This window comes from Mycobacterium sp. 1245111.1 (assembly GCF_001673405.1).
Taxonomy (GTDB): domain Bacteria; phylum Actinomycetota; class Actinomycetes; order Mycobacteriales; family Mycobacteriaceae; genus Mycobacterium.
This window is the reverse complement of the sequence record NZ_LZLV01000018.1, coordinates 40,404-59,469: the sequence shown is the minus strand read 5'-3', so window position 1 is coordinate 59,469 and position 19,066 is coordinate 40,404. Positions and strand designations below refer to the sequence as shown.

Annotated in this window: 16 protein-coding genes; 10 read left to right on the top strand and 6 right to left on the bottom strand. The window is 64.3% G+C overall.

Annotated features, from left to right (window positions below):
- The first annotated feature begins 823 nt into the window (after nt 1-823).
- The gene (locus tag A5658_RS27330; protein WP_231997202.1) at nt 824-1,357 is read left to right on the top strand and encodes a hypothetical protein; all 534 of its coding nucleotides are present in this window, start codon (nt 824-826) and stop codon (nt 1,355-1,357) included.
- A 7-nt stretch (nt 1,358-1,364) separates the two neighbouring features.
- A complete protein-coding gene (locus A5658_RS03785) occupies nt 1,365-1,658 on the top strand; it encodes a hypothetical protein (RefSeq protein ID WP_067331303.1) in 294 nt (97 codons plus the stop codon).
- Between the two features lie 386 nt (nt 1,659-2,044).
- On the opposite strand, the gene A5658_RS03780 is transcribed toward A5658_RS03785, so the two are convergent.
- Entirely contained in the window at nt 2,045-2,416 is a 372-nt protein-coding gene (locus tag A5658_RS03780; RefSeq protein WP_067331319.1) for an SdpI family protein, read from the bottom strand.
- Nucleotides 2,417-2,483: 67 nt separating this feature from the next.
- Between A5658_RS03780 and A5658_RS03775 the strand changes: the two genes are divergently transcribed.
- From A5658_RS03775 to ngg, 3 genes are all read left to right on the top strand, one after another.
- Nucleotides 2,484-4,625: a hypothetical protein gene (locus tag A5658_RS03775; RefSeq protein ID WP_067331301.1), complete on the top strand. Its 2,142-nt coding sequence runs from the start codon at nt 2,484-2,486 to the stop codon at nt 4,623-4,625.
- A 99-nt stretch (nt 4,626-4,724) separates the two neighbouring features.
- Nucleotides 4,725-6,530 carry an N-acetylglutaminylglutamine amidotransferase gene (locus A5658_RS03770; RefSeq protein WP_067331299.1) on the top strand — a complete coding sequence of 602 codons (1,806 nt, stop codon included), beginning with the start codon at nt 4,725-4,727 and terminating at the stop codon, nt 6,528-6,530.
- Nucleotides 6,527-8,338 carry an N-acetylglutaminylglutamine synthetase gene (gene ngg, locus A5658_RS03765; protein ID WP_067331296.1) on the top strand — a complete coding sequence of 604 codons (1,812 nt, stop codon included), beginning with the start codon at nt 6,527-6,529 and terminating at the stop codon, nt 8,336-8,338. Before A5658_RS03770 ends, ngg begins: the two co-directional genes overlap by 4 nt.
- A 2-nt stretch (nt 8,339-8,340) precedes the next feature.
- Here ngg and A5658_RS03760 read toward each other — a convergent pair whose 3' ends face one another.
- Nucleotides 8,341-9,519, bottom strand: a complete 1,179-nt coding sequence (locus A5658_RS03760; RefSeq protein ID WP_067331294.1) for a PrsW family intramembrane metalloprotease — start codon at nt 9,517-9,519, stop codon at nt 8,341-8,343.
- Nucleotides 9,516-10,175, bottom strand: coding sequence for a hypothetical protein (locus A5658_RS03755; RefSeq protein WP_067331291.1), 660 nt, complete (start codon nt 10,173-10,175; stop codon nt 9,516-9,518). The genes A5658_RS03760 and A5658_RS03755 overlap by 4 nt, the downstream gene beginning before the upstream one ends.
- A 109-nt stretch (nt 10,176-10,284) precedes the next feature.
- Here A5658_RS03755 and A5658_RS03750 point away from each other — a divergent pair, with 109 nt between their 5' ends.
- The 5 genes from A5658_RS03750 to A5658_RS03730 are packed head-to-tail and all read left to right on the top strand — an operon-like array spanning nt 10,285 to nt 13,598.
- Nucleotides 10,285-10,680 carry a DUF4267 domain-containing protein gene (locus tag A5658_RS03750; RefSeq protein ID WP_067331289.1) on the top strand — a complete coding sequence of 132 codons (396 nt, stop codon included), beginning with the start codon at nt 10,285-10,287 and terminating at the stop codon, nt 10,678-10,680.
- Between the two features lie 3 nt (nt 10,681-10,683).
- Entirely contained in the window at nt 10,684-11,622 is a 939-nt protein-coding gene (locus tag A5658_RS03745; protein ID WP_067331287.1) for a zinc-binding alcohol dehydrogenase family protein, read from the top strand.
- A gap of 17 nt (nt 11,623-11,639) precedes the next feature.
- Entirely contained in the window at nt 11,640-12,509 is an 870-nt protein-coding gene (locus A5658_RS03740; protein ID WP_067331285.1) for a dioxygenase, read from the top strand.
- Nucleotides 12,510-12,525: 16 nt separating this feature from the next.
- On the top strand, nt 12,526-13,044 hold the full coding sequence (locus A5658_RS03735) for a carboxymuconolactone decarboxylase family protein (RefSeq protein WP_067331283.1): 519 nt from the start codon (nt 12,526-12,528) through the stop codon (nt 13,042-13,044).
- Nucleotides 13,041-13,598 carry a carboxymuconolactone decarboxylase family protein gene (locus A5658_RS03730; protein ID WP_067331281.1) on the top strand — a complete coding sequence of 186 codons (558 nt, stop codon included), beginning with the start codon at nt 13,041-13,043 and terminating at the stop codon, nt 13,596-13,598. Before A5658_RS03735 ends, A5658_RS03730 begins: the two co-directional genes overlap by 4 nt.
- On the opposite strand, the gene A5658_RS03725 is transcribed toward A5658_RS03730, so the two are convergent.
- The 3 genes from A5658_RS03725 to A5658_RS03715 form a co-directional block, all read right to left on the bottom strand.
- On the bottom strand, nt 13,588-16,023 hold the full coding sequence (locus A5658_RS03725) for a glycogen/starch/alpha-glucan phosphorylase (RefSeq protein ID WP_067331317.1): 2,436 nt from the start codon (nt 16,021-16,023) through the stop codon (nt 13,588-13,590). The genes A5658_RS03730 and A5658_RS03725 overlap by 11 nt on opposite strands.
- A gap of 210 nt (nt 16,024-16,233) precedes the next feature.
- A complete protein-coding gene (locus A5658_RS03720; RefSeq protein ID WP_067331279.1) occupies nt 16,234-17,073 on the bottom strand; it encodes an MBL fold metallo-hydrolase in 840 nt (279 codons plus the stop codon).
- Between the two features lie 86 nt (nt 17,074-17,159).
- Nucleotides 17,160-19,064: a YhgE/Pip domain-containing protein gene (locus tag A5658_RS03715; protein ID WP_067331277.1), complete on the bottom strand. Its 1,905-nt coding sequence runs from the start codon at nt 19,062-19,064 to the stop codon at nt 17,160-17,162.
- Between the last annotated feature and the right edge of the window lie 2 nt (nt 19,065-19,066).

Sequence of the window (19,066 nt, the reverse complement as noted above, 5' to 3'; positions counted from 1 at the left end):
TGGCATGGCCAAGGGTCTAGCCGGAAAGGCCGAGGAGTACCTCACGCTGGGCCCGGTCGCCCCCATCGCCGACGCCGTCGGCGAAGTCAAAAGCTTCACCGACAACCCGTCCTACTACCTCGGGGAAAAAGCCGCCGACGGCGCCCTGTCGCTTCCCGGGATGATGTTCGGGCCCGAAGGTGCCGGAATCGGCGAGCTAGGCGAAGCGAGCGCCGCCGGTGCGATTGCTCGGGATCTACCTGGCGTGCATCCACCGGTGGGTGTGCCTGAGGGGTTACTGCCAGATCTTCTCGGACCGTCTAGTCCGCTCGAGACACCGCCACACGAGGGCCTCCACCCGTCCGCTCCCGTAGACGATCCGCTAACCGGTTTCATTGATACACAGGGCCCGCCCGACGGCCCCTTATCCGCGGGTGTCCATTCTTCGGGACCGGTCGACGCTCCGGCACCTGCGGGATCCGCGGGCAATCCATGGTCGGAGCCCGCCGAAGTCGTTGCGCCAGCCGGACATCCGCCACCGGATCCGCCTGGAGGGCCAATGCATTCCGACCCGCCGATAGTGGGGGGTCATGCACCGGCTTCCGAAGACGTCCCATTGGCCGCGGGACATGCTCCTGACTCGGCGAAGGTTCCGGTCGCTGCGGGACACGTTGCTAACCCCGCCGAGGCTCATGCGCCCGCGAGCCACGTGCCGTCTGGCCCGCCTGAACCTCTGATATCCGGCGGGCATGGAGGATCGGGCCCGCTTGACGCACCTGGCGGCGGGCATGCGGGATCGGGTCCGCCGGAGCCTCCTCTCTACGCAGACCACACGTCGCGAGGCATGGGCGACGGTAACGAGCACGTGCCGGCTGAGCATTCAACGCCTGATGAGCAGCACCACGTCGATCCGTACGCCATGGACAGTGACGGTCACTACCTGCCTGGCAGCCTGCCGTCGTATGAGCAGCTTCGAGGTATAACCGCCACGGAGCCAAATACTGCCTTCTACTGGTCAGGTAGAAATGCCGACGGTATCGGAGTTGGTCCTGACGGCTCTGGGATAGCTGAACTGATAGCACACGGCTCCGGAGGTACGACGCTAGAGATGACCCTCGCGGAGAAAGGAATCAATCCGCTGCCGGTTTGGAACCGTCACGATCCAGTGTCGGTGCAATTTTGGGAAGATGCTTCGGCCGCCTACGCGGAGAACGCGCACGGCGAGGTAACAGCAATCGTTGGCTCAAATCTGCGCCCTGGGAATGTTTGGCAAACTGTTGAAATACCTCGTCTTATGGAAAACCCAGATATAACACGGATCGTCCAGATCGATCCCGATACAGGGCATTCAACCACGATCTTTGAGAGAGGCAAGTGAGGTACAGATGACACTCGGCGATGATTTCAGTCTTAGTGACGCGATTGCCCTGTATCTGAAACGGTACCCGGGCAAGAACGACGAAGAGTTCAACGCACAGTACGGGTCGGCAAGTGACAGCGCCCTGGCGGGGGTGAAGTCGATATTGCGAGAAGCGATGCAGATCGAGCCTGATTGGGATCGTCTTTCTCTGAACGAAGCCGGCGACTACGTCGAGTCCGTAATTCATGATCGCTATCCCGACCTGAACGCGAAGGCGCTGGAAGCAATTGGTAATTACTACACGTTTTTAATGCGGTGAAAGTTCGGATGCCGGTTCACATGGCTGTTTCCGAGCCCACATGACGCGCCGATTCTCGACAGAAGTCGTACGGTCGTTTTCTATCGTTCGGACGACTGCAAGATTCAGATTTACCAATCTAGCCGCGAGGTGAAACAAATTGTATGATCGGGCCACTGGATGCGCCTGACCCATTCGGGCGCCGGGCCGATAAATGGCAGTACCTTTCCCGATTTTCGAAGACCCCAGATCGACCTTTGGCCGAGCTGGCCGCACTCACGAGAGCTGAATACAACGCTTATGCAAATCCTCTGGAGTGGGTGAGGGATCGGATCGCAAAGTATTACCGGGTAGCGCACCCGGGAATTCTTGAGATGTACCGTCCGTGTGAATTGGCTACTCCCAGTTCAACCTGGCTCACCCTCCGCCGCCTTGGCGGCCCGGCCGGCCACAACGGCAGTGATCACCGCGACCACGACAAACACTGCCGCGCCGCCGATTCCGATGAGGTGAACGCGCTCGACGGTTTGCGCGCTCAGAACGGCCAGCAACAGCCCGACACCGGTCAACAAGTGCAGCGGCATCAACCGCAGCGCGGCCCGGTGTCCGGCTACCCAGGCCCGGTCGCTGCGCATTGTCGACCGGGTCCGAATCCCCACCCATTGATTGCGCCGCAGCCGACCGCTCGCAGCCGCCCAGTCGATCGCGACGAGAAGGAACGCCAGCAAGGCAAAGGTGATCGCCATAAACGTCGCCACGAAGAGACGCTGCGATTCCATTCGACCACCGTACTGAGCAAACGGCATCGCCTGTTCTAACCCCGCGTGTTCTGGGTACAGGATCGGCATGCTGCGCCCCGACACGATCATCGAGATCCATCGCGAACGCGTCCAGGATCAGACCGTCGACATGTTCAGCGGCGACACGTACACCGAAGCCGTCGACGGCCCCGGCTACTCGGCAACGGCCAAGCTCGACCTCACGCTGGACCGCGTCTGGTTCGTCTTCGATGCGCAGCAACGACTGTGGCAAGAGGAAGCAGATGGTGAAACCCGCGATCCGCTAAGGCATTTCGCGATCGATCTAGCTATCTTCGACTCGAAGATCACCATCGACTCGGTCACCTGCATACCGCTCGTCTCGTTGCCGCCCGCAACGATCACGATCCCGGATGGGCCACGCGCCAACGAGTCTCGCGAAATCCCGTACAACGAGATCCCGTTGTTCGGTCGGCTTACCGTCCACGATCAGCTCGAGTCACGCGAAACCGAGCCGGGCAAGCGAACCATCGCGCTGGATCTCAACGCTCAAGATGCGCCCGTGCTGCTTGCGACCCCGGTCCAACACGAATACGCGCCACAGTTGTTCGGCGCGCACATCGAGCGGCGTGTGGACGGCAGCATCGCCTTCACCGACCAAGACCCGCGCATCACGTGGCAACTCGACTACGCCGAGGCCTACTGGATCACGCACAGCATCGCCGGCGAGCTGATGGTGAACCTCGAAAAGCTGCAACATCCAACGCTTTCCGATGACGAGGCCAGGCTTAGGGTGCTCGACTCGCTGGCCGCCCAGGTCTCCGACGCCGTCCGCCCAAAGCTCGCCGAGATGGGGGAGGCCGGCGTGATGGACCTGATGCCGACCCCCATGGAAGTCGACCCGGGATCGCGTGACGACACGACCGTCAAAGCACTTGACGCCGTCGTGCAGCGTTTCGACGTCGACGGGTCGACCAACGAATCCATGGTGATCCAGCTGCAAACCGTGCGGGAGTTGCCGTCCGGTGAGGAGCTGCCTCCGTCGATCCTGGCCGAAAACCCGCACGAGAAAACGGGATTGGCGGTCACCGGGTGGAGCATCCTGCGGCAGGTACGCGATACCGTGATGAACACCTTCGATCTGAATGAAAGCGACTTCGACGCCGACGTGCCATGCCTGTTGAACGGCCCGAAAACCATCACCATCGGCGGGCAGGACCGCTGCCTACAGGCACTCGACGCCGACATCGTCCCGCGAACCCAGGACGGTCGGCTCGTCGTCGACGGTACGGTCAGCGCCGAGACCACGCTCTACGACTTCAATGCCACGTTCCATGTCACCTACGAAATGACCTTGGACGACATCCCGCGCGACCCCGACGGTCACGAGACGCTGCGAGCCGACCTGGAAACCATTGAAAGTCTCCAGCAGGCGTTGCGGGCGGCCGGCGAACAAAAGCGCGCCGGGCAGCTCAGCACCGAGGACTACGAGGCGGAGGTCAAACGCGTCCACGAGCGGCTAGACGCCCTCCCGAAAACCGTGGGGGTGCGACCGACCCAGAATCCGCCCGAGGCTGAGGTCAACCCGGACTTCAGCCTGACCGTGCCTGGCAAGGTCGCGGCGGCGGCTGGCGCCGTGGCCACCGTGGGACTGCTCGCTCTGCCGGTGACGTGGGTCGCCGGGGCGGCCGGAATCGGCGCCGCCGGCGCTGGCGGCCTGCTGACCCTGGCGATCGTGCAGTACCTCACCACCGTGTTGACAATCGACTGGTTCGGCGTCGGCTTGGGATCGCGCCAGGTGAAACAGTCGCTGAACGATCGGCCCGAAGGCACGTCGCTGCCGCCCATCGGCATCCCGGTCGATGTGGATTTCAACCGTCAACGCCTCGCCGTGTACTTCCGCCCACTGCCGTCGAAGTTGTGGATCGGCAGCGTGGCCGTCCACCAGGACGAGGACGGCAACAGCTCAGGCATCAGGCTCGTCGGTGGGCGCTGGCCGACCGACGGCCACCCGTGGAAGCTATCCAACGACGACGCCATGTTGTACGTCGACTCCGGTGAACTGCAGCTGTTCATGGCACCGGACAGCGTCAGCGGCGACGGGCCGGCGATCAACGTGGCCACGGACCCCAACGGGCGTCGTTACCTCCAGGTGGAAAACGAGGACGCCGAGAAACTTCAGCGCCTTCCCCGGGACTGTGGTCAAGACAACGCGATGAACAGAAAGTGAGTCACTACGTGGAACGAATACGCCGGACAGCAAGCGCGCGCACCCCCTCGTCGGGTCAGCGCCGCGCGCACCGAAATCGACCTCTGTAGGGTTATTCAGGTGTGTGGAGCCACCGGTGAGGTGCGACTCGACGGGCGAGCGCCGGACGTAGCGGCGGTGGCAGCAATGACTGCCGTCATGACGCCGCGGGGTCCCGACGGTGCCGGCGTCTGGTCACAAGGTCGAGTCGCGCTTGGTCATCGTCGTCTAAAAATCATCGATCTGAGCGAACACGGCGCGCAGCCCATGGTTGATTCCGACCTGGGCCTGACGATCGCCTGGAACGGTTGCATCTACAACTACAAAGAGTTGCGCACCGAGCTTCAGGGTTACGGCTACCGCTTCTTCTCGACCAGCGACACCGAGGTTCTGCTTAAGGCCTACCACCGCTGGGGCGACGACTTCGTCAGCCACTTCATGGGCATGTTCGCCTTCGCGATCGTCGAACGCGACAGCGGTCGAGTGCTGCTCGGTCGCGACCGGCTGGGCATCAAACCGCTGTATGTGACCGAGGACAGCCATCGGGTCAGGTTCGCGTCGACGCTACCGGCGTTGCTGGCCGGCGGCGGTGTGGACACCCGCATCGATCACGACGCGCTGCACCACTACATGACGTTCCACTCGGTGGTGCCGGCACCGGCCACCATCCTGCGTGGCGTGCGCAAGATCCCGCCCGGGTCGCTGCTGGCCATCGAACCGGACGGGCGTCGCGTCGCCACCACCTACTGGCTGCCCGACTTCACTCGGCGCGACGACCGCGCCGACTGGTCCGAGCGCGACTGGGAAGACGCCGTGTTGTCGTCGCTTCGCACCGCGGTCGAGCGTCGACTGGTAGCCGATGTCCCGGTCGGCTGCCTGCTCTCCGGCGGGGTCGACTCGAGTCTGATCGTCGGACTGCTCGCCGAGGCCGGGCAGCATGGGCTGTCGACGTTCTCCATCGGCTTCGAGTCCGCCGGCGACATCAAAGGCGACGAATTCCAGTACTCCGACATTGTGGCCAAGCGCTTCGAGACCGACCACCACCAGATCCGGATCGGCACCGAGCGGATGCTGCCCGCACTCGACGGGGCGATCGGTGCGATGAGTGAGCCGATGGTGAGCCACGACTGTGTCGCCTTCTACCTGCTCAGCCAAGAAGTCGCCAAGCACGTCAAGGTGGTGCAGTCGGGCCAGGGCGCCGACGAAGTGTTCGCTGGGTATCACTGGTACCCGCCGATGGGTGAACCCGCCGCCGCCAGCATCGAGGGCTCGGTCGCGCAATATCGGGGCGCATTTTTCGATCGTGACGAGGCGGGTCTGGCCGCCCTGCTGGCCGAGGGCTACCTGGCACCGGGCGATCCCAGCCTGCGTTTCGTCACCGAGCATTTCGCGCGGGCCGGCGCCGAAACGGGCATCGACCGCGCGCTGCGGCTCGACACGATGGTGATGTTGGTCGACGATCCGGTCAAGCGGGTCGACAACATGACGATGGCCTGGGGGCTCGAAGGCAGGGTCCCGTTCCTGGACCACGAACTGGTCGAGTTGGCCGCCACCTGTCCGCCGGAGTTGAAGATTGCTCACGGCGGCAAGGGCGTCCTGAAAGAGGCTGCGCGACGGGTGATTCCGTCCGAGGTGATCGACCGACCGAAGGGCTACTTCCCGGTGCCGGCGCTGACCCACCTCGAAGGTCCGTACCTCGACATGGTCCGCGATGCTCTCTACGCACCGGTCGCCAAGGAGCGTGGATTGTTCGATACTGGAGCGGTGGACGCGTTGCTGGCCGACCCCAACGGGCGCCTGACCCCGCTTCGCGGAAATGAGCTGTGGCAGATTGCGCTGCTTGAGCTCTGGTTACAACGTCATGGTGTGACCGGGCCGGCCGCATGACCTCCGTCGGTCCGTCGAAGGACCACACCGAGGCGATCACGCTCGGTCTGCACGACGCGTCACCGCCGGATCTGGTGGACGCCATGGCGAAGGACGTCGAGCTCGAATTGGGTTGGGGCAAACTCATTTTCGGCCAGACATATGCCGACGCCGGTAAGTTGGCCGATGCACTTCGACGGGAGGCGCCCGGGCGGCGTGATATCTGCATCTATGCGCGCGAACCCCAAATCGTGGTTGCCGGAGCGCCTTCCGAGCTGTTCATCGACCCCAGTCACACGTATCGACTGCGGTTCGGTGACGAGTCGGAGGAGGACGACACCGCTCCCTCCCCGGTGGGTGTCACCGTTCGCCCGCTCGACGACTCGTCCGACGCCGACTCGATGAATCGCGTATTCGTCCGCTGCGGGATGGTTCCCTCGCCGGTCGACACGATCTGGGACAACAACCTGAACCAGCCGGCCGTCACGTACCTGCTCGCGGTACGCGACGACGACGGTGCCGTGGTCGGCACGGTGACCGGCGTCGACCACCAACTACTGTTCAACGACCCCGAGCAGGGCTCGAGTTTGTGGACGTTGGCCGTCGATCCAGCTGCGGGGATACCCGGCATCGGCATCGCGCTGACCAAGAAGTTGGCCTCACACTTCCGTCGTGCAGGCCGTGCGTACATGGATCTGTCTGTTACCCACGACAATTCGGCGGCGATCCGACTCTATGAGAAGCTGGGCTTTCGCCGCGTCCCGGTACTGGTGATCAAGCGAAAGAATGCGATCAACCAACCGCTGTTCAGCCCGCCGCCGGAGACGGTCGACGATCTGAATCCCTACGCGCGGATCATCGCCGACGAGGCATTGCGTCGCGGCATCTGGGTGGAGGTACTCGACGCCGAAACCGGCGAAATGCGCCTCACCCACGGCGGTCGCAGCGTCGTCACCCGAGAGTCGCTGTCGGAGTTCACCTCGGCTATCGCGATGTGCCGTTGCGACGACAAGAGGTTGACCCGCCGGCTGGTGTCGGACGCGGGTATCACCGTACCGCGCGCTCGGCTGGCAACGTTCGACGAGGACGACTTCGCCTTTCTGAAAGATGTCGGGGAAGTTGTCGTCAAACCCACTCGAGGTGAACAGGGCAAGGGCATCACGGTCGGCGTGACGGCTGAGAACGGACCCGACGACCTCACCGCGGCGCTGGCGCGGGCGCGCGAGCAGTATCCCGAGGTGCTGATCGAGCAGCGGATTACCGGCGACGACCTTCGACTGGTGGTGATCGACGGCCGCGTCGTCGCCGCGGCCCTCCGGCTGCCGCCGGAGGTCATCGGCACCGGCAAGCACACCGTGCGGGATTTGATCGTGGCCGAGAGTCGACGGCGCTCGGCGGCCACCGGTGGCGAGTCCAAGATTCCGCTCGACGCCATCACCGAGTCGACGGTCAACGAAGCCGGATGGCAGCTGGACGACGTTCTGCCCCAAGGTAATCGGCTGCGCGTGCGCCACACCGCCAACCTGCATCAGGGCGGCACGATCCACGATGTCACGCCCGAGGTGAATCCCGAGCTGTGCAAGGTCGCGGTCGCTGCTGCCGAGGCGATCGGTATCCCAGTGACCGGCATCGATCTGCTCGTCCCCGATGTCACCGGCGAGGAGTACGCGTTCATCGAGGCCAACGAGCGGCCGGGCCTGGCCAACCACGAACCACAGCCCACCGCAGCGGCTTTCATCGATTACCTGTTTCCCGGTCAGCCTGGCCAGCCGTTCGCCTGGACCCCCGAGGAATCGCCCCGGGTGCCCGACGACTCAGTTATCAGATAGCGTCACCACGGCGAGGGGATGCCCGCCCGGATGCGGGCGACCTCCGAGCGTGCGAAACGCACCCGGTCGGTGTCGGCGCCGCGGGCGGCGGCCAACTCGTCGGCGAGCGCGTACCCGGCGTTGAGGATGTAGCGCGCTCGCCGGCGTTCCTGCCGATTGCGGCCAGCCTTGCGATACGCCTTGCGGGCCTTGCGATTACCGGCCATCGCGTCGAGCTCCAGCGGGGTGATGATCTCGCGGGCCTGCTCGGGGGCCATCACGTCACGGACGAAGCCGCGTTCTCTTGCGACAGTCAACTTGTATACCCGCGCAACGACGATCAGCGCGACGATGATCGTGCCGATCAGCAGACCGATCAGCGCTAGCGAGTTTTGGCCGGCGATGGTGGCCACCGAATCCCAGGTCCCATGCAGCAGCATCGGTATCGCGATCAGGATCAGGCCACGGCCGACCTTGCGCGGTTCCGCCGGACGGCCGAAGAGATAGACCACACCCGCGCAGAAGATGGCGCTGTACAGAATATGAGCGGCCACCCCGGTGAGCATCCGAAGAATGATCGTGCCGACCGAGGCCCCAATTTGGTTGGCGCCAAACTGAGTACCGGCCGACGTCATGGCGTAGGTGATGTCCTCGACAATCTGGAATCCCAGGCCGATGAACGCGCCGAGGATGAACCCGTCGAACGCGGTCCGCACGTGTCGCTGCGCCAGGGCGATGAGCAACAACAGTCCCGAACCCTTGGCCAGTTCCTCGGTGAACGGCGCGGCCAGCCCGGCACCCCAGTTGAGTGCCCACACCTGGCCGAAGTTCTTGCCGTACAGGGCCAGCATCGCGTCATTGGCATTGGCGGCCATCGCGCCGGTGGCTGCGAAGCCACCCCACAGGAACGCGACGACCATCAGTTTGTGCGGCAGTTTGGCGTAGTGGTCGATCCGATCGGTGAACCACCAGAACAGCGCCGCGTAGATGGCGAATGACGTCACCGCCAGCCCGATCGCTTCGCCGTAGGCGTTGTATTCACGGGCCAGCGTCGAAAAGAACGTCAGCACACCGATTCCGACCAGCGTCAAGTAGCCCCAGAACGCGAAGTTGCGCGGTTGGTAGAACACGAACCGTCGGCCCCAGCCGGAAAGGTCCAGCGCGGCGTCGCGCGTCCGATCGAGTTGGGCCAGAGTCGTCATCGCTGTTCCTGCTTGGGCTTGTTGATGCTGTCGATCATCCGCAACACCGCGGCGCTCCGGTCGGTGCCGGCGTCGGTCGGACCGGTCGCCACCGCTTCGACTCCTCGGCCGTCGAACACGAACGCGGCGATCAGGCCTCCGGTGTGCGGTCCGGTGACTCGCACGGTTGCGCCCTGCTTGCCCTGCGAAGTGACGATGGTGGCAGGCGCGCCGGTGATGTGCACGCCGCGCCCTTGGTTCAGCGCTTCTGAGGTGGTCTCGATCTGATCGAGCAGTTGGTCCGCGTCGCCGTGGAACTGTCCGGTGCGCAGCGTGAACTTCAGCGCACCGTCTTCGACGGTGGCCGAGGCGGGATACTGCCCCGAGATCGGGGCGTGGCCGGCGCGCACACCGGACGTGATACCCCAACCGGCCTCGGGAACGAAGGTCACGTCGCCGTCGATCTGCATGACGTCGCCGGGCCGGACGATGTCGTGGTACGGGACCGACGCGTTGATCACCGGCAAGACCACCGACATCAAGACGACCAGGGCGAAGACGGCCAGGGTCGGGCGCAGCGTGCGCCGGTCCAGCCCGAACCTTCGCTCGTCGGCGGGCACCCAGCCCTCATCCGGCTCGAACCGTGGTGCTGAGGCTGGCGGGGACGTTTCGATCATGACCTGAATTCTGACATCCCGCTGCGGGCACGAACGTCGACACGATGGGAACATCGCACGATAACAACGCGACAACTCGACGCTCGGCGAGCATCTAGGCTCGTATCTCATGACTATCGACCGTGCGGCGCTGGCCGTGGGCACAATCAGACTAGCCTCCGGTATCTCGTTTCTCGTCGACCCTTTGCGGGCGAACCGGCTGTGGGGCGACAGGGATAGACCGTCGCCGACCGCGCAGTTATTACTGCGCTCAATGGGTTACCGTGACGCGTTGATCGGCGGATTGTTGGCCGCGTCGGCATTGCGCGGCAGCAATACCCGCGGCTGGTTTCTCGCTTCCGCCGGCGCTGACGCCGCCGATCTGCTGGGCGGCATGAGCGTCCACCACGAGATGAAGCGGTCGCAGCAATTGATCGGGCTGGGCGGCGCCGTCGTCGGCGTCGGCACCGGACTGTGGGGAGCGGCCCGTCGCAAGGTCGGGGCGCCGGCACCGGTCGACGACTGACGCATGCGGGCGCTGCGTTTCCACGAGTTCGGCGACCTCGGTGTGTTGCGGGTCGAGGACGTTCCCGATCCGTGCGCGACGACGGCCGAAGCGGTCGTTCGCGTCGAGGCTGCATCCATCAACCCGTCCGATGTGAAAAACATTGGCGGCGCTATGGATTGGACGATCCTGCCGCGCACACCTGGACGTGATTTCGCGGGTGTGGTCGTCGGCGGCCCACCGGAATGGGAAGGCGTGGCGGTCTGGGGAACCGGGGGAGACACCGGCTTCAATCGCGACGGGTCACACGCCGAATTGATCTCGGTTCCCGCCGCAGCCCTGGCTCGAAAGCCCGAACGACTCAGTTTCGACGAAGCCGCTACGGTCGGCGTCAACTTCGTCACCGCGTGGTACGGGCTGGTGCAAACGGCGCAACTGGCGGTCGGCGAAACCGTCGCCGTCTTCGGAGTGACGGGCGGTGTCGGGGGAGCGGTCGCGCAGATCGCGCACACGCTCGGCGCCAAAGTCATTGGTGTGGGGAGGCGATCACCCGAAGGCGACACTCCCGCGGCTGCCGTGATCGACGAATTCGTCACCTATGACATGGCCGGCGACATCAAAGCGGACGTCGTGTACGACGCGGTCGGCGGCGCGACGACGCCCGCGGCGCTGGCCGCGCTGGCCCGCCGGGGCAGGCTCGTGGTGATCAGCGCGATCGGATCGCCCGTCGTCGAGGTCAACGTTCGCGACTTGTACCGCAACGAATCTCGCATCCTCGGCGTCGATAGCGGAAAGCTGACGATCGTCGATTCGGCGCGCCGCCTCGAGCAGATGGCGCCCTACTTCGCGTCGGGGGAGTTCCGCCCGCTTCCGATCTCCGCCACCTACCCGCTCGACGACGCAGTCGCGGCCTATCAGGCCGTGGCCGACCACACCGCCGGCCGCGTCGTGATCCGGCCCTGACAAAGCGAGGCACACCGATGTCATCCAACTTGACCGAGCAGACGCTCACCGCCGCGGTGCGACAGTCCTTCGCGAACTCCACCGACCCGCGATTCCGCGAGGTGTTCGATTGCCTGGTCCAGCATCTGCACGACTTCGCACGTGAGGTTCGACTGACCGGCGACGAATGGTTCACTGCAATGGATTTCCTCGAACGCACCGGCAAGATCTCCAGCCCGGCGCGGCAGGAGTTCGTTTTGCTCTCCGACATCCTGGGGTTGAGCATGCTGCTGGACAAGATCAACCAGCGCAGCGGAGCGTCGACGACCGACTCGGCACTGCTCGGTCCGTTCTATGTTGAGGGGCGGCCGAGCGCCGCCAACGGTGATGACATCTCCGAAGGCGTCGGCGGCAGGCCGATGTTCGTCACAGGCCGGGTCGTCGACGAAGACGGCACCCCTGTCGCCGGCGCGAAGGTCGACACCTGGCACAGCGACGGCGAGGGCTTCTACGACGTTCAGCGGACTGAGAAGCCGCGCGACCAGTTCGCCATGCGGGCGCTGCTGACCACCACTGACGACGGTCGGTTTTGGTATCGGTCCATCACACCGCGCTACTACCCCGTGCCCACCGACGGGCCGTGCGGCGAAATCCTCCGCGCGGCGAATCGTTCGCCGGTCCGACCGCAGCACGTGCACTTCTGGTTTAAAGCGGAGGGCTACCGGCCGCTGATCACTCAACTGTTCCGGCGGGACGACCCGTACATCGGGCACGACGCCGTTTTCGCCGACCAGGATTCGCTGATGGCTGACTTTGTGTGGCACGAACCCGGTCAGACCCCCGACGGGACCACGGTCGACGAACCGTTCGTGACCTTGGACTGGACCTTTACACTGGCCGCCGAATAGCCAAGGGAGGAAACAGATGTCGCGGATACCGCTAGTCGACGTCGAACAGCAACCCGAACCCGTCCGCGAGTTGATGGTCCGTAGTCGCGCGGTGAACGTGCTGAGGGTGCTCGCCAACGCGCCCGACGTCTTCGTGGGTTGGGCACAGATGGTCGGCGAATTATTCGAGAGCCCGACCTTTAAGCCGCGGACGCGGGAGTTGGTCATCCTGAGGGTGGCCAGACTGCAGAACTCCCGCTACGAACTCGGCCATCACATCGTAATGGCCCTCGACGCCGGCCTGACCGAAGACCAGATCAGTGCCATCGTCGAGACTGATGACTTCGACGCGGCCGACTTCGACGACACCGAACGCGTCCTCCTCGACGTCGTCACCGAACTGTGCGTCACCCGACGACTCAGTGAGGCGTCATTCACCAAGGCTCACAGCATCTTCGGCGATGAGGCGATCACCGAACTCCTAATGCTCGTCGGCTGCTACTACGGGCTGGCCCTGGTGCTCAACGCCGTCGACGTCGAGGTCGACGCCCGATGACACGCATCGCCTACCGCGACCCGTCCGACATGACACCTCGGGCTCGCGAATTGACCAATGCCCGTGGCAATCTCAACGTCTACCGCGCTTTGGCCAACGCCGAGAAGGTGTTCACTGGGTGGATGGTCGCGGGTGACGCGGCCCTCACCAGCCCGACACTGCCGCTCAGGCTGCGAGAACTCGTCGTGCTGCGCACCGCATACCTGATGGACTGCGCGTACGAACTCGGCCAGCACCGCGACATCGCCCGCACCGCCGGCGTCGGTACCGACGAGATCGACGCGATTCTTTCCGAGTCCGACTGGCGGGAAATGCCGCTCGAGGGGACCGAGCTTGCGGTACTCGAGCTGACCAGCGAGCTGCTGACCACCCAGCACGTCTCGGCGGAGATGTTCGACCGGGTTCACCGAGCGGTCGGCTCGCAGGCCACCGTCGAAGTGCTGATGGTGATCAACCGCTATGCCGGTCTGGCGCTGGCGCTCAACGCGCTCGACGTCGACCTCGACGAAAGCGCGCGGCTGCCGATCCCGCCGAGGCGTGACGTCACATCGTGACGGTCAGCGGCCATACGTTCCAGATCTCGTCGCAGTACTCGGCGATCGCGCGGTCCGACGAGAACTTGCCGCTGCGCGCAGTGTTCAGGATGGACATCTTCGTCCACGCGTCCTTGTCCTGCCACGCGGCGCTGACCAGCTCTTGCGCGGCCACGTAGGACGCGAAGTCGGCGCACACCAGGAACGGGTCGTCGTAGCGCAGGTTGTCAACCAGCGGCTTGAACACCTCGGTGTCGCCGTGCGAGAACGCCCCGCCCGCAATGAGATCCAGCACAGCCCGCAGTTCGTCGTTGCCGTCGATGTAATCCTGCGGGCGATAGCCGTTGGCCTTGACGGCTTCGACCTCGGACTCGGTCAGCCCGAACAGAAAGAAGTTCTCGGCGCCGACCTCATCGCGCATCTCGACGTTGGCACCATCGAGCGTGCCGATGGTGAGGGCGCCGTTGATCATGAATTTCATGTTCCCGGTTCCCGAGGCTTCCTTGCCCGCGGTGGAGATCTGCTCGGACAGGTCCGCCGCCGGGTAGATCAGCTGTGCGTTCTTGACGCTGAAGTTCGGCACGAACGCGACCTTGAGGGACTTGCTGACCTGCGGGTCGTTGTTGATGGTCTCGCCAACGGCGTTGATCAGCTTGATGATTCGTTTGGCCATGAAATAGCCGGGCGCCGCCTTGCCGCCGAAGATGAACGCGCGCTCCGGAATCGACAGCTGCGGGTTCTGCTTGAGGCGGTGATAGAGCGCGACAATATGCAGCACGCTGAGGTGTTGACGCTTGTATTCGTGGATCCGCTTGACCTGGATGTCGAACATCCAGTCGGGGTTGAGTTCGATACTTGTCGCCGTGCGCAGGTACTTGGCCAACCGGGATTTGTTGCCACGCTTGATGTCACGCCACTGCGCGCGGAACGACGCATTTTCGACGAACGGCTCCAGACCCCGGAGGCGGTCGAGATCCTTCAGCCACCCTTCACCGATGGTCCGGTCCAGCAGCTCACGCAGGCCCGGGTTGGCCAGTGCCAGGAAGCGTCGCGGCGTCACACCGTTGGTCTTGTTGCTGAACCGCTCCGGCCACATCTCGTAGAAGTCCTTGAGCACACTGTCTTTCAGTAGCTCCGAGTGCAGGGCGGCGACACCGTTGATGGCGTGGCTGCCGACGGTGGCCAGGTGCGCCATCCGGACGTTCTTGCCGCCGTCCTCGCCGATCAGCGACATGCGGCGAACGCGGTCTTCGTCACCCGGGAACTTGGCGCGCACCTCGTCGAGGAACCGCCTGTTGATCTCGTAGATGATCTCGAGGTGGCGCGGCAGCGAGTCGGCGAACAGCTCCAGCGGCCACTTCTCCAGCGCCTCCGGCAGCAGGGTGTGGTTGGTGTAACCGAACGTTGCGACGGTGATCGTCCACGCCTCGTCCCAGTCCAGGCCGCGCTCGTCGACCAGTAGCCGCATGAGCTCGGCTACGCCGATCGACGGGTGAGTGTCGTTGAGCTGCAAGGCGAATCGCTGTGGAAGTTCGTGGACTCCGGCGTCGGCGAGGTCATCCATGATGTGCAGCACGTGTTGCAGCGAGCACGACACGAAGAAGTACTGCTGCAGCAGGCGCAGCCGCTTGCCGGCGTCGGGCTCGTCGTTGGGGTAGAGCACCTTGGTGACGGTTTCCGAGGTCACCTCGTCTTCGACGGCCCTGTAGTAGTCCCCGGTGTTGAAGGCTTCCAGGGCAAAGGATTCGACGGCCCGAGCGCTCCACAGTGTCAGCACGTTGCACGTGTTGACGCCGTAGCCCTGGATCGGGGTGTCGTAGGCGACCCCCTTGAGCACACGACCCGGCACCCACCGGGCACGGTCGTGGCCGGCGTCGTCGGTGTAGTGCTCGGCGTAGCCACCCCACTTCACCAAGTAGTTAACGTCGGGTTTGGCTATCTCCCAAGCGTTTCCGTTGACCAGCCAGTTGTCGGTCTTCTCGACCTGCCAGCCGTCGCGGATCTCCTGGTTGAAGATGCCGAACTCGTAGCGGATTCCGTAGCCGATCGCCGGGCGTTCGAGGGTGGCCAGCGAGTCCAGGTAGCACGCGGCAAGCCGGCCCAGGCCGCCGTTGCCCAGACCGGGCTCGGCCTCACACGCCAGCACCTCGTCCAGGTCTTGGCCCATCGCGGCCAACGCGGTCTTTGCGGCCTGCTCCAGACGCAGGTTCAGCAGGTTGTTGCCCAGCTGCGGGCCCATCAGGAACTCCGCGGACAGATAGCAGGTGACCTTGCGGCCGAGGTCGAGGGAGGTCTGCGTCGAGGCGACCCGGCGGTCCTGCATCCGGTCGCGCACAGCCAGCGCCAGTGCGCGGTAGTAGTGCTCGGGTTTCAGCGCGGCGGCCGGCCGGCCGATCGAGTAGCGGAGGTGATCGGTGATTGCACGCTGCAGCGCGTGCGCGCCCATGCCGGTGCGGGAGTGCTCGCTGAGGTCGGCCCGTACGGTGGCGGACTTTCCGTCCGCGGGTGTCTGGTCGACATCGGTCATGGTGGGTCCTACTCCCTCGATCGGTTCGATACGCCGGTCATTGTGGCAGCGACGTCTGCACAACAGGCGCGCAATTGACGTCGGCTGAGTTAACGAAAGCTCACAGGCCCGCGACGCAGAGCTGTCCGGTCAGGCGCTGGGTGTGAAGGTGTAGGTCTCGCCGTGCGCGAGGTAGACGAACTCGGTCTCCGCGGTCGAAGCCTGGGCAGCTTTTTTGAAATCTTCCAGCCCGGATAGGAAGACCGAAAAGTCGTTGTAGTGAATCGGGATGGCGGTGCGCGGCTTGGTGATCTCGACGGCCTGCACTCCCTGCTCGCCGGTCATCGTGACCACGGTGACGAGGAAGGTCGTGCCGCCGGTGTGGATGAGACCGAGGTCGATGCCGGGGTAACGCCGTGGGATGTCCTCGAGGCTGTCGACGAGCATTGTGTCGCCGGTGATATAGAGGCGGTAGAGGTGGGTGCCGTTGCGGCTGAAGTCGAGCAGGTGCCCGTTGACCGGCATCAGCAACTCGTTGACCGCTTCGTCGGTGGCATGCTTGGCCGGCATCGCGGTGATCGTCACCGTCGCATCGCCCTTGTGCACTTCCAGCGATTCCCAGGTGCTCAGGGGGTGACCGTGCCGGAAGCCCAACGCGCTGAGTTTCTCCACCGCGTCAGCGGTGGAGACGATGGGCAGTTCCTTGTCGAGCTCTTTGGCGGCGACGTCGTCGAAGTGGTCGCCGTGGTAATGCGACAACACAATCACGTCGATCGGCGGCAGGTCGCGGATCTGACAAGCCGGCTCAACCTCACGGCGCGCCCATATGCCATGACCCAGGTAAACGTGCTCGCCCTTGTGGAGGAATGCGGGATCGGTCAGGATAGTCAGTCCGCCGAAGCGGATCACTGTCGTGGCATTACCGATGAAGTAAACACTGCCTTCGTTGAAATCCGCTGTGCCGCTACTGGTTAGCTCCAATGACGTCATCGTTGTGTGCTCCCTCGGCGCCTCACTCGGCTCGGCCGTCTGCCGTCCCGCTAGCGCCGTTTGCCCAGCTCTGCATGCGTAGGATCTTACATCTTGATCGCCGGTATCAACCGGTCGATGTTCCACAGCTGATCCCGTCTGGCGGATAGACAGGAGACTCCGATCGCGACGAGCCAGATGCCGATCAGCACCACGATCGCCTGCCACAGCCGGCCGTCGATGCCGCCGAGGATGAGCTGCCGAAGTCCGTTGACGCCGTAGGTCATCGGGTCGAAGCGGTGCAGGAACTGGAAGGGTTTAGAGGTGGTCTCGACCGGATACATGCCGCCGGCACTGACCAGTTGCAGCATGAGCAGCGCCATGATCAACACGCGGCCAACCGCCGGACCGACCAACGCATTGATCGCCTGCGTTGCGGCCACGAACGCGAACGAAATCAGGATCATGAAGGCGAGCATCGAGGCCGGGTGCACCACGTGCATGCCGAGACCGAACCGCACCACGCTGTACAGGATGATCGCCTGGAACATCGCGATCGCAGCAGCGGGAAGATAACTCGCCAGCGCCACCCGGATCGGTAGCACCTCAGCGGCGATCGCGCGACTCTGTAAGGGCCGCAACACCATCCACAGCACCAATGCGCCGAAGAACAACGCAAGCGTGAGGAAGAACGGCGCCATGCCGGTGCCGAAGTTCGGTGCGGCGTTCTCGTGCGAGGTCTCGAGTTGGACCGGGCCGCCGATGGTGTCCGCGACAGCGTCCTTCTGCTGCTGAGTCCAGTTGGGCACCTGCTTGGCCCCGTCGGCAAGCTTGGTTGCCAGTTCGGCCGAACCGGACTTGAGCTGCTGCGCGCCGTCGTCGAGTTTGGCTATGCCGCTTGCCAACTGGGCGTTACCGTCGGCCACCTGTTGGGCGCCGTCACGCAGCTGGGTGAGCTTGTTGGTCAGCTCCTGGCCTTTGGCGCCGGCGTGGTCGAGGGCGGACGCGAGCGGGCTGCCCGGTGTTCGTAGCCCGGCCGTCATGTTGATTGCCGCGTTCTGGGCGTCGGTGAGGCGTTGTCGAATCTCCGGGGTGAACTGGTGCTGGCGCAACTGATCCTGCACACCGCGCAAATTGTTGGCCAGCGGATCCTGTCGCGCTGAGAGCTGGTCGATCACCGCCGACAGCGCGTTGGCGGCGTTGTCCTGCGCGGCGGCGATCGCACCGATCTGGTCGTTGGCCTGCTGCAGTGCGGTGGCACCCTGCTGTAATTGTTCTGTGCTGCCGCCGATCTGGGACAGGGCCTTGGTCACCACGAGGAGGGGATCGGTGGCCGAGTTGATCCCGTCGGAGAGTTGGCGCGAACCGGTCGCCAGTGCCGACGAGCCGGACCGGGCGGTGTCCAGGCCACCCGCTAGCTGATTCGCTCCGTAGGCGAGCTGGGCGGCCCCGTCGGCCGCCTGCTTGATGCCGGATCCCGAAGAAACCACCACGGACAGCATCTGATTGACCGCCTGCCCGGAGATCCGCGACGACACCGCGTTGAGCACCTGGCCGATCGCGGTGCGGCCGATGCTGGTCGAGATGTAGTTGTTGGCGTCGTTGTAGACGGCGATCAGGTTGGCCTTCTTGGGTTGTCCCGTCACCGGTGACGCGATCGCTTCGCTGAAATCTGGGGGCAACTCGACCATGAAGTAGTACTTGCCGTGCTCGACCCCGTCGTGGGCTTCCTTGAGGTTCACGACGTGCCAGTCGAGGCTGTGGTCGGCGGTCAGGCTTTTCGCGATCTCGGTGCCCGCGTTGAACTGTTGCCCGGACACCACCGCGCCCTTGTCCGAGTTGACCAGCGCCACAGGCATTTTATTCACGTGGCCGAACGGGTCCCAGAACGCCCAGAGATACAGCGCCCCGTAAACCAGAGGCAGCAGCATCAGCACGACGATGGCCACCCGGGTCAGTCGGCTGCGGCCGAAACGTTTGATTTCGGAGCCGAATGCGAGTCCAGCGAGCATCG

Bases quoted from the DNA above. Each gene is read 5' to 3' on its own strand.
- A5658_RS27330 (WP_231997202.1), top strand. From the start codon at position 824: ATGGGCGACGGTAACGAGCACGTGCCGGCTGAGCATTCAACGCCTGAT.
- A5658_RS03785 (WP_067331303.1), top strand. From the start codon at position 1,365: ATGACACTCGGCGATGATTTCAGTCTTAGTGACGCGATTGCCCTGTAT.
- A5658_RS03780 (WP_067331319.1), bottom strand. From the start codon at position 2,416: ATGGAATCGCAGCGTCTCTTCGTGGCGACGTTTATGGCGATCACCTTT.
- A5658_RS03775 (WP_067331301.1), top strand. From the start codon at position 2,484: ATGCTGCGCCCCGACACGATCATCGAGATCCATCGCGAACGCGTCCAG.
- ngg (WP_067331296.1), top strand. From the start codon at position 6,527: ATGACCTCCGTCGGTCCGTCGAAGGACCACACCGAGGCGATCACGCTC.
- A5658_RS03760 (WP_067331294.1), bottom strand. From the start codon at position 9,519: ATGACGACTCTGGCCCAACTCGATCGGACGCGCGACGCCGCGCTGGAC.
- A5658_RS03755 (WP_067331291.1), bottom strand. From the start codon at position 10,175: ATGATCGAAACGTCCCCGCCAGCCTCAGCACCACGGTTCGAGCCGGAT.
- A5658_RS03750 (WP_067331289.1), top strand. From the start codon at position 10,285: ATGACTATCGACCGTGCGGCGCTGGCCGTGGGCACAATCAGACTAGCC.
- A5658_RS03745 (WP_067331287.1), top strand. From the start codon at position 10,684: ATGCGGGCGCTGCGTTTCCACGAGTTCGGCGACCTCGGTGTGTTGCGG.
- A5658_RS03740 (WP_067331285.1), top strand. From the start codon at position 11,640: ATGTCATCCAACTTGACCGAGCAGACGCTCACCGCCGCGGTGCGACAG.
- A5658_RS03735 (WP_067331283.1), top strand. From the start codon at position 12,526: ATGTCGCGGATACCGCTAGTCGACGTCGAACAGCAACCCGAACCCGTC.
- A5658_RS03730 (WP_067331281.1), top strand. From the start codon at position 13,041: ATGACACGCATCGCCTACCGCGACCCGTCCGACATGACACCTCGGGCT.
- A5658_RS03725 (WP_067331317.1), bottom strand. From the start codon at position 16,023: ATGGGCGCGCACGCGCTGCAGCGTGCAATCACCGATCACCTCCGCTAC.
- A5658_RS03720 (WP_067331279.1), bottom strand. From the start codon at position 17,073: ATGACGTCATTGGAGCTAACCAGTAGCGGCACAGCGGATTTCAACGAA.
- A5658_RS03715 (WP_067331277.1), bottom strand. From the start codon at position 19,064: ATGCTCGCTGGACTCGCATTCGGCTCCGAAATCAAACGTTTCGGCCGC.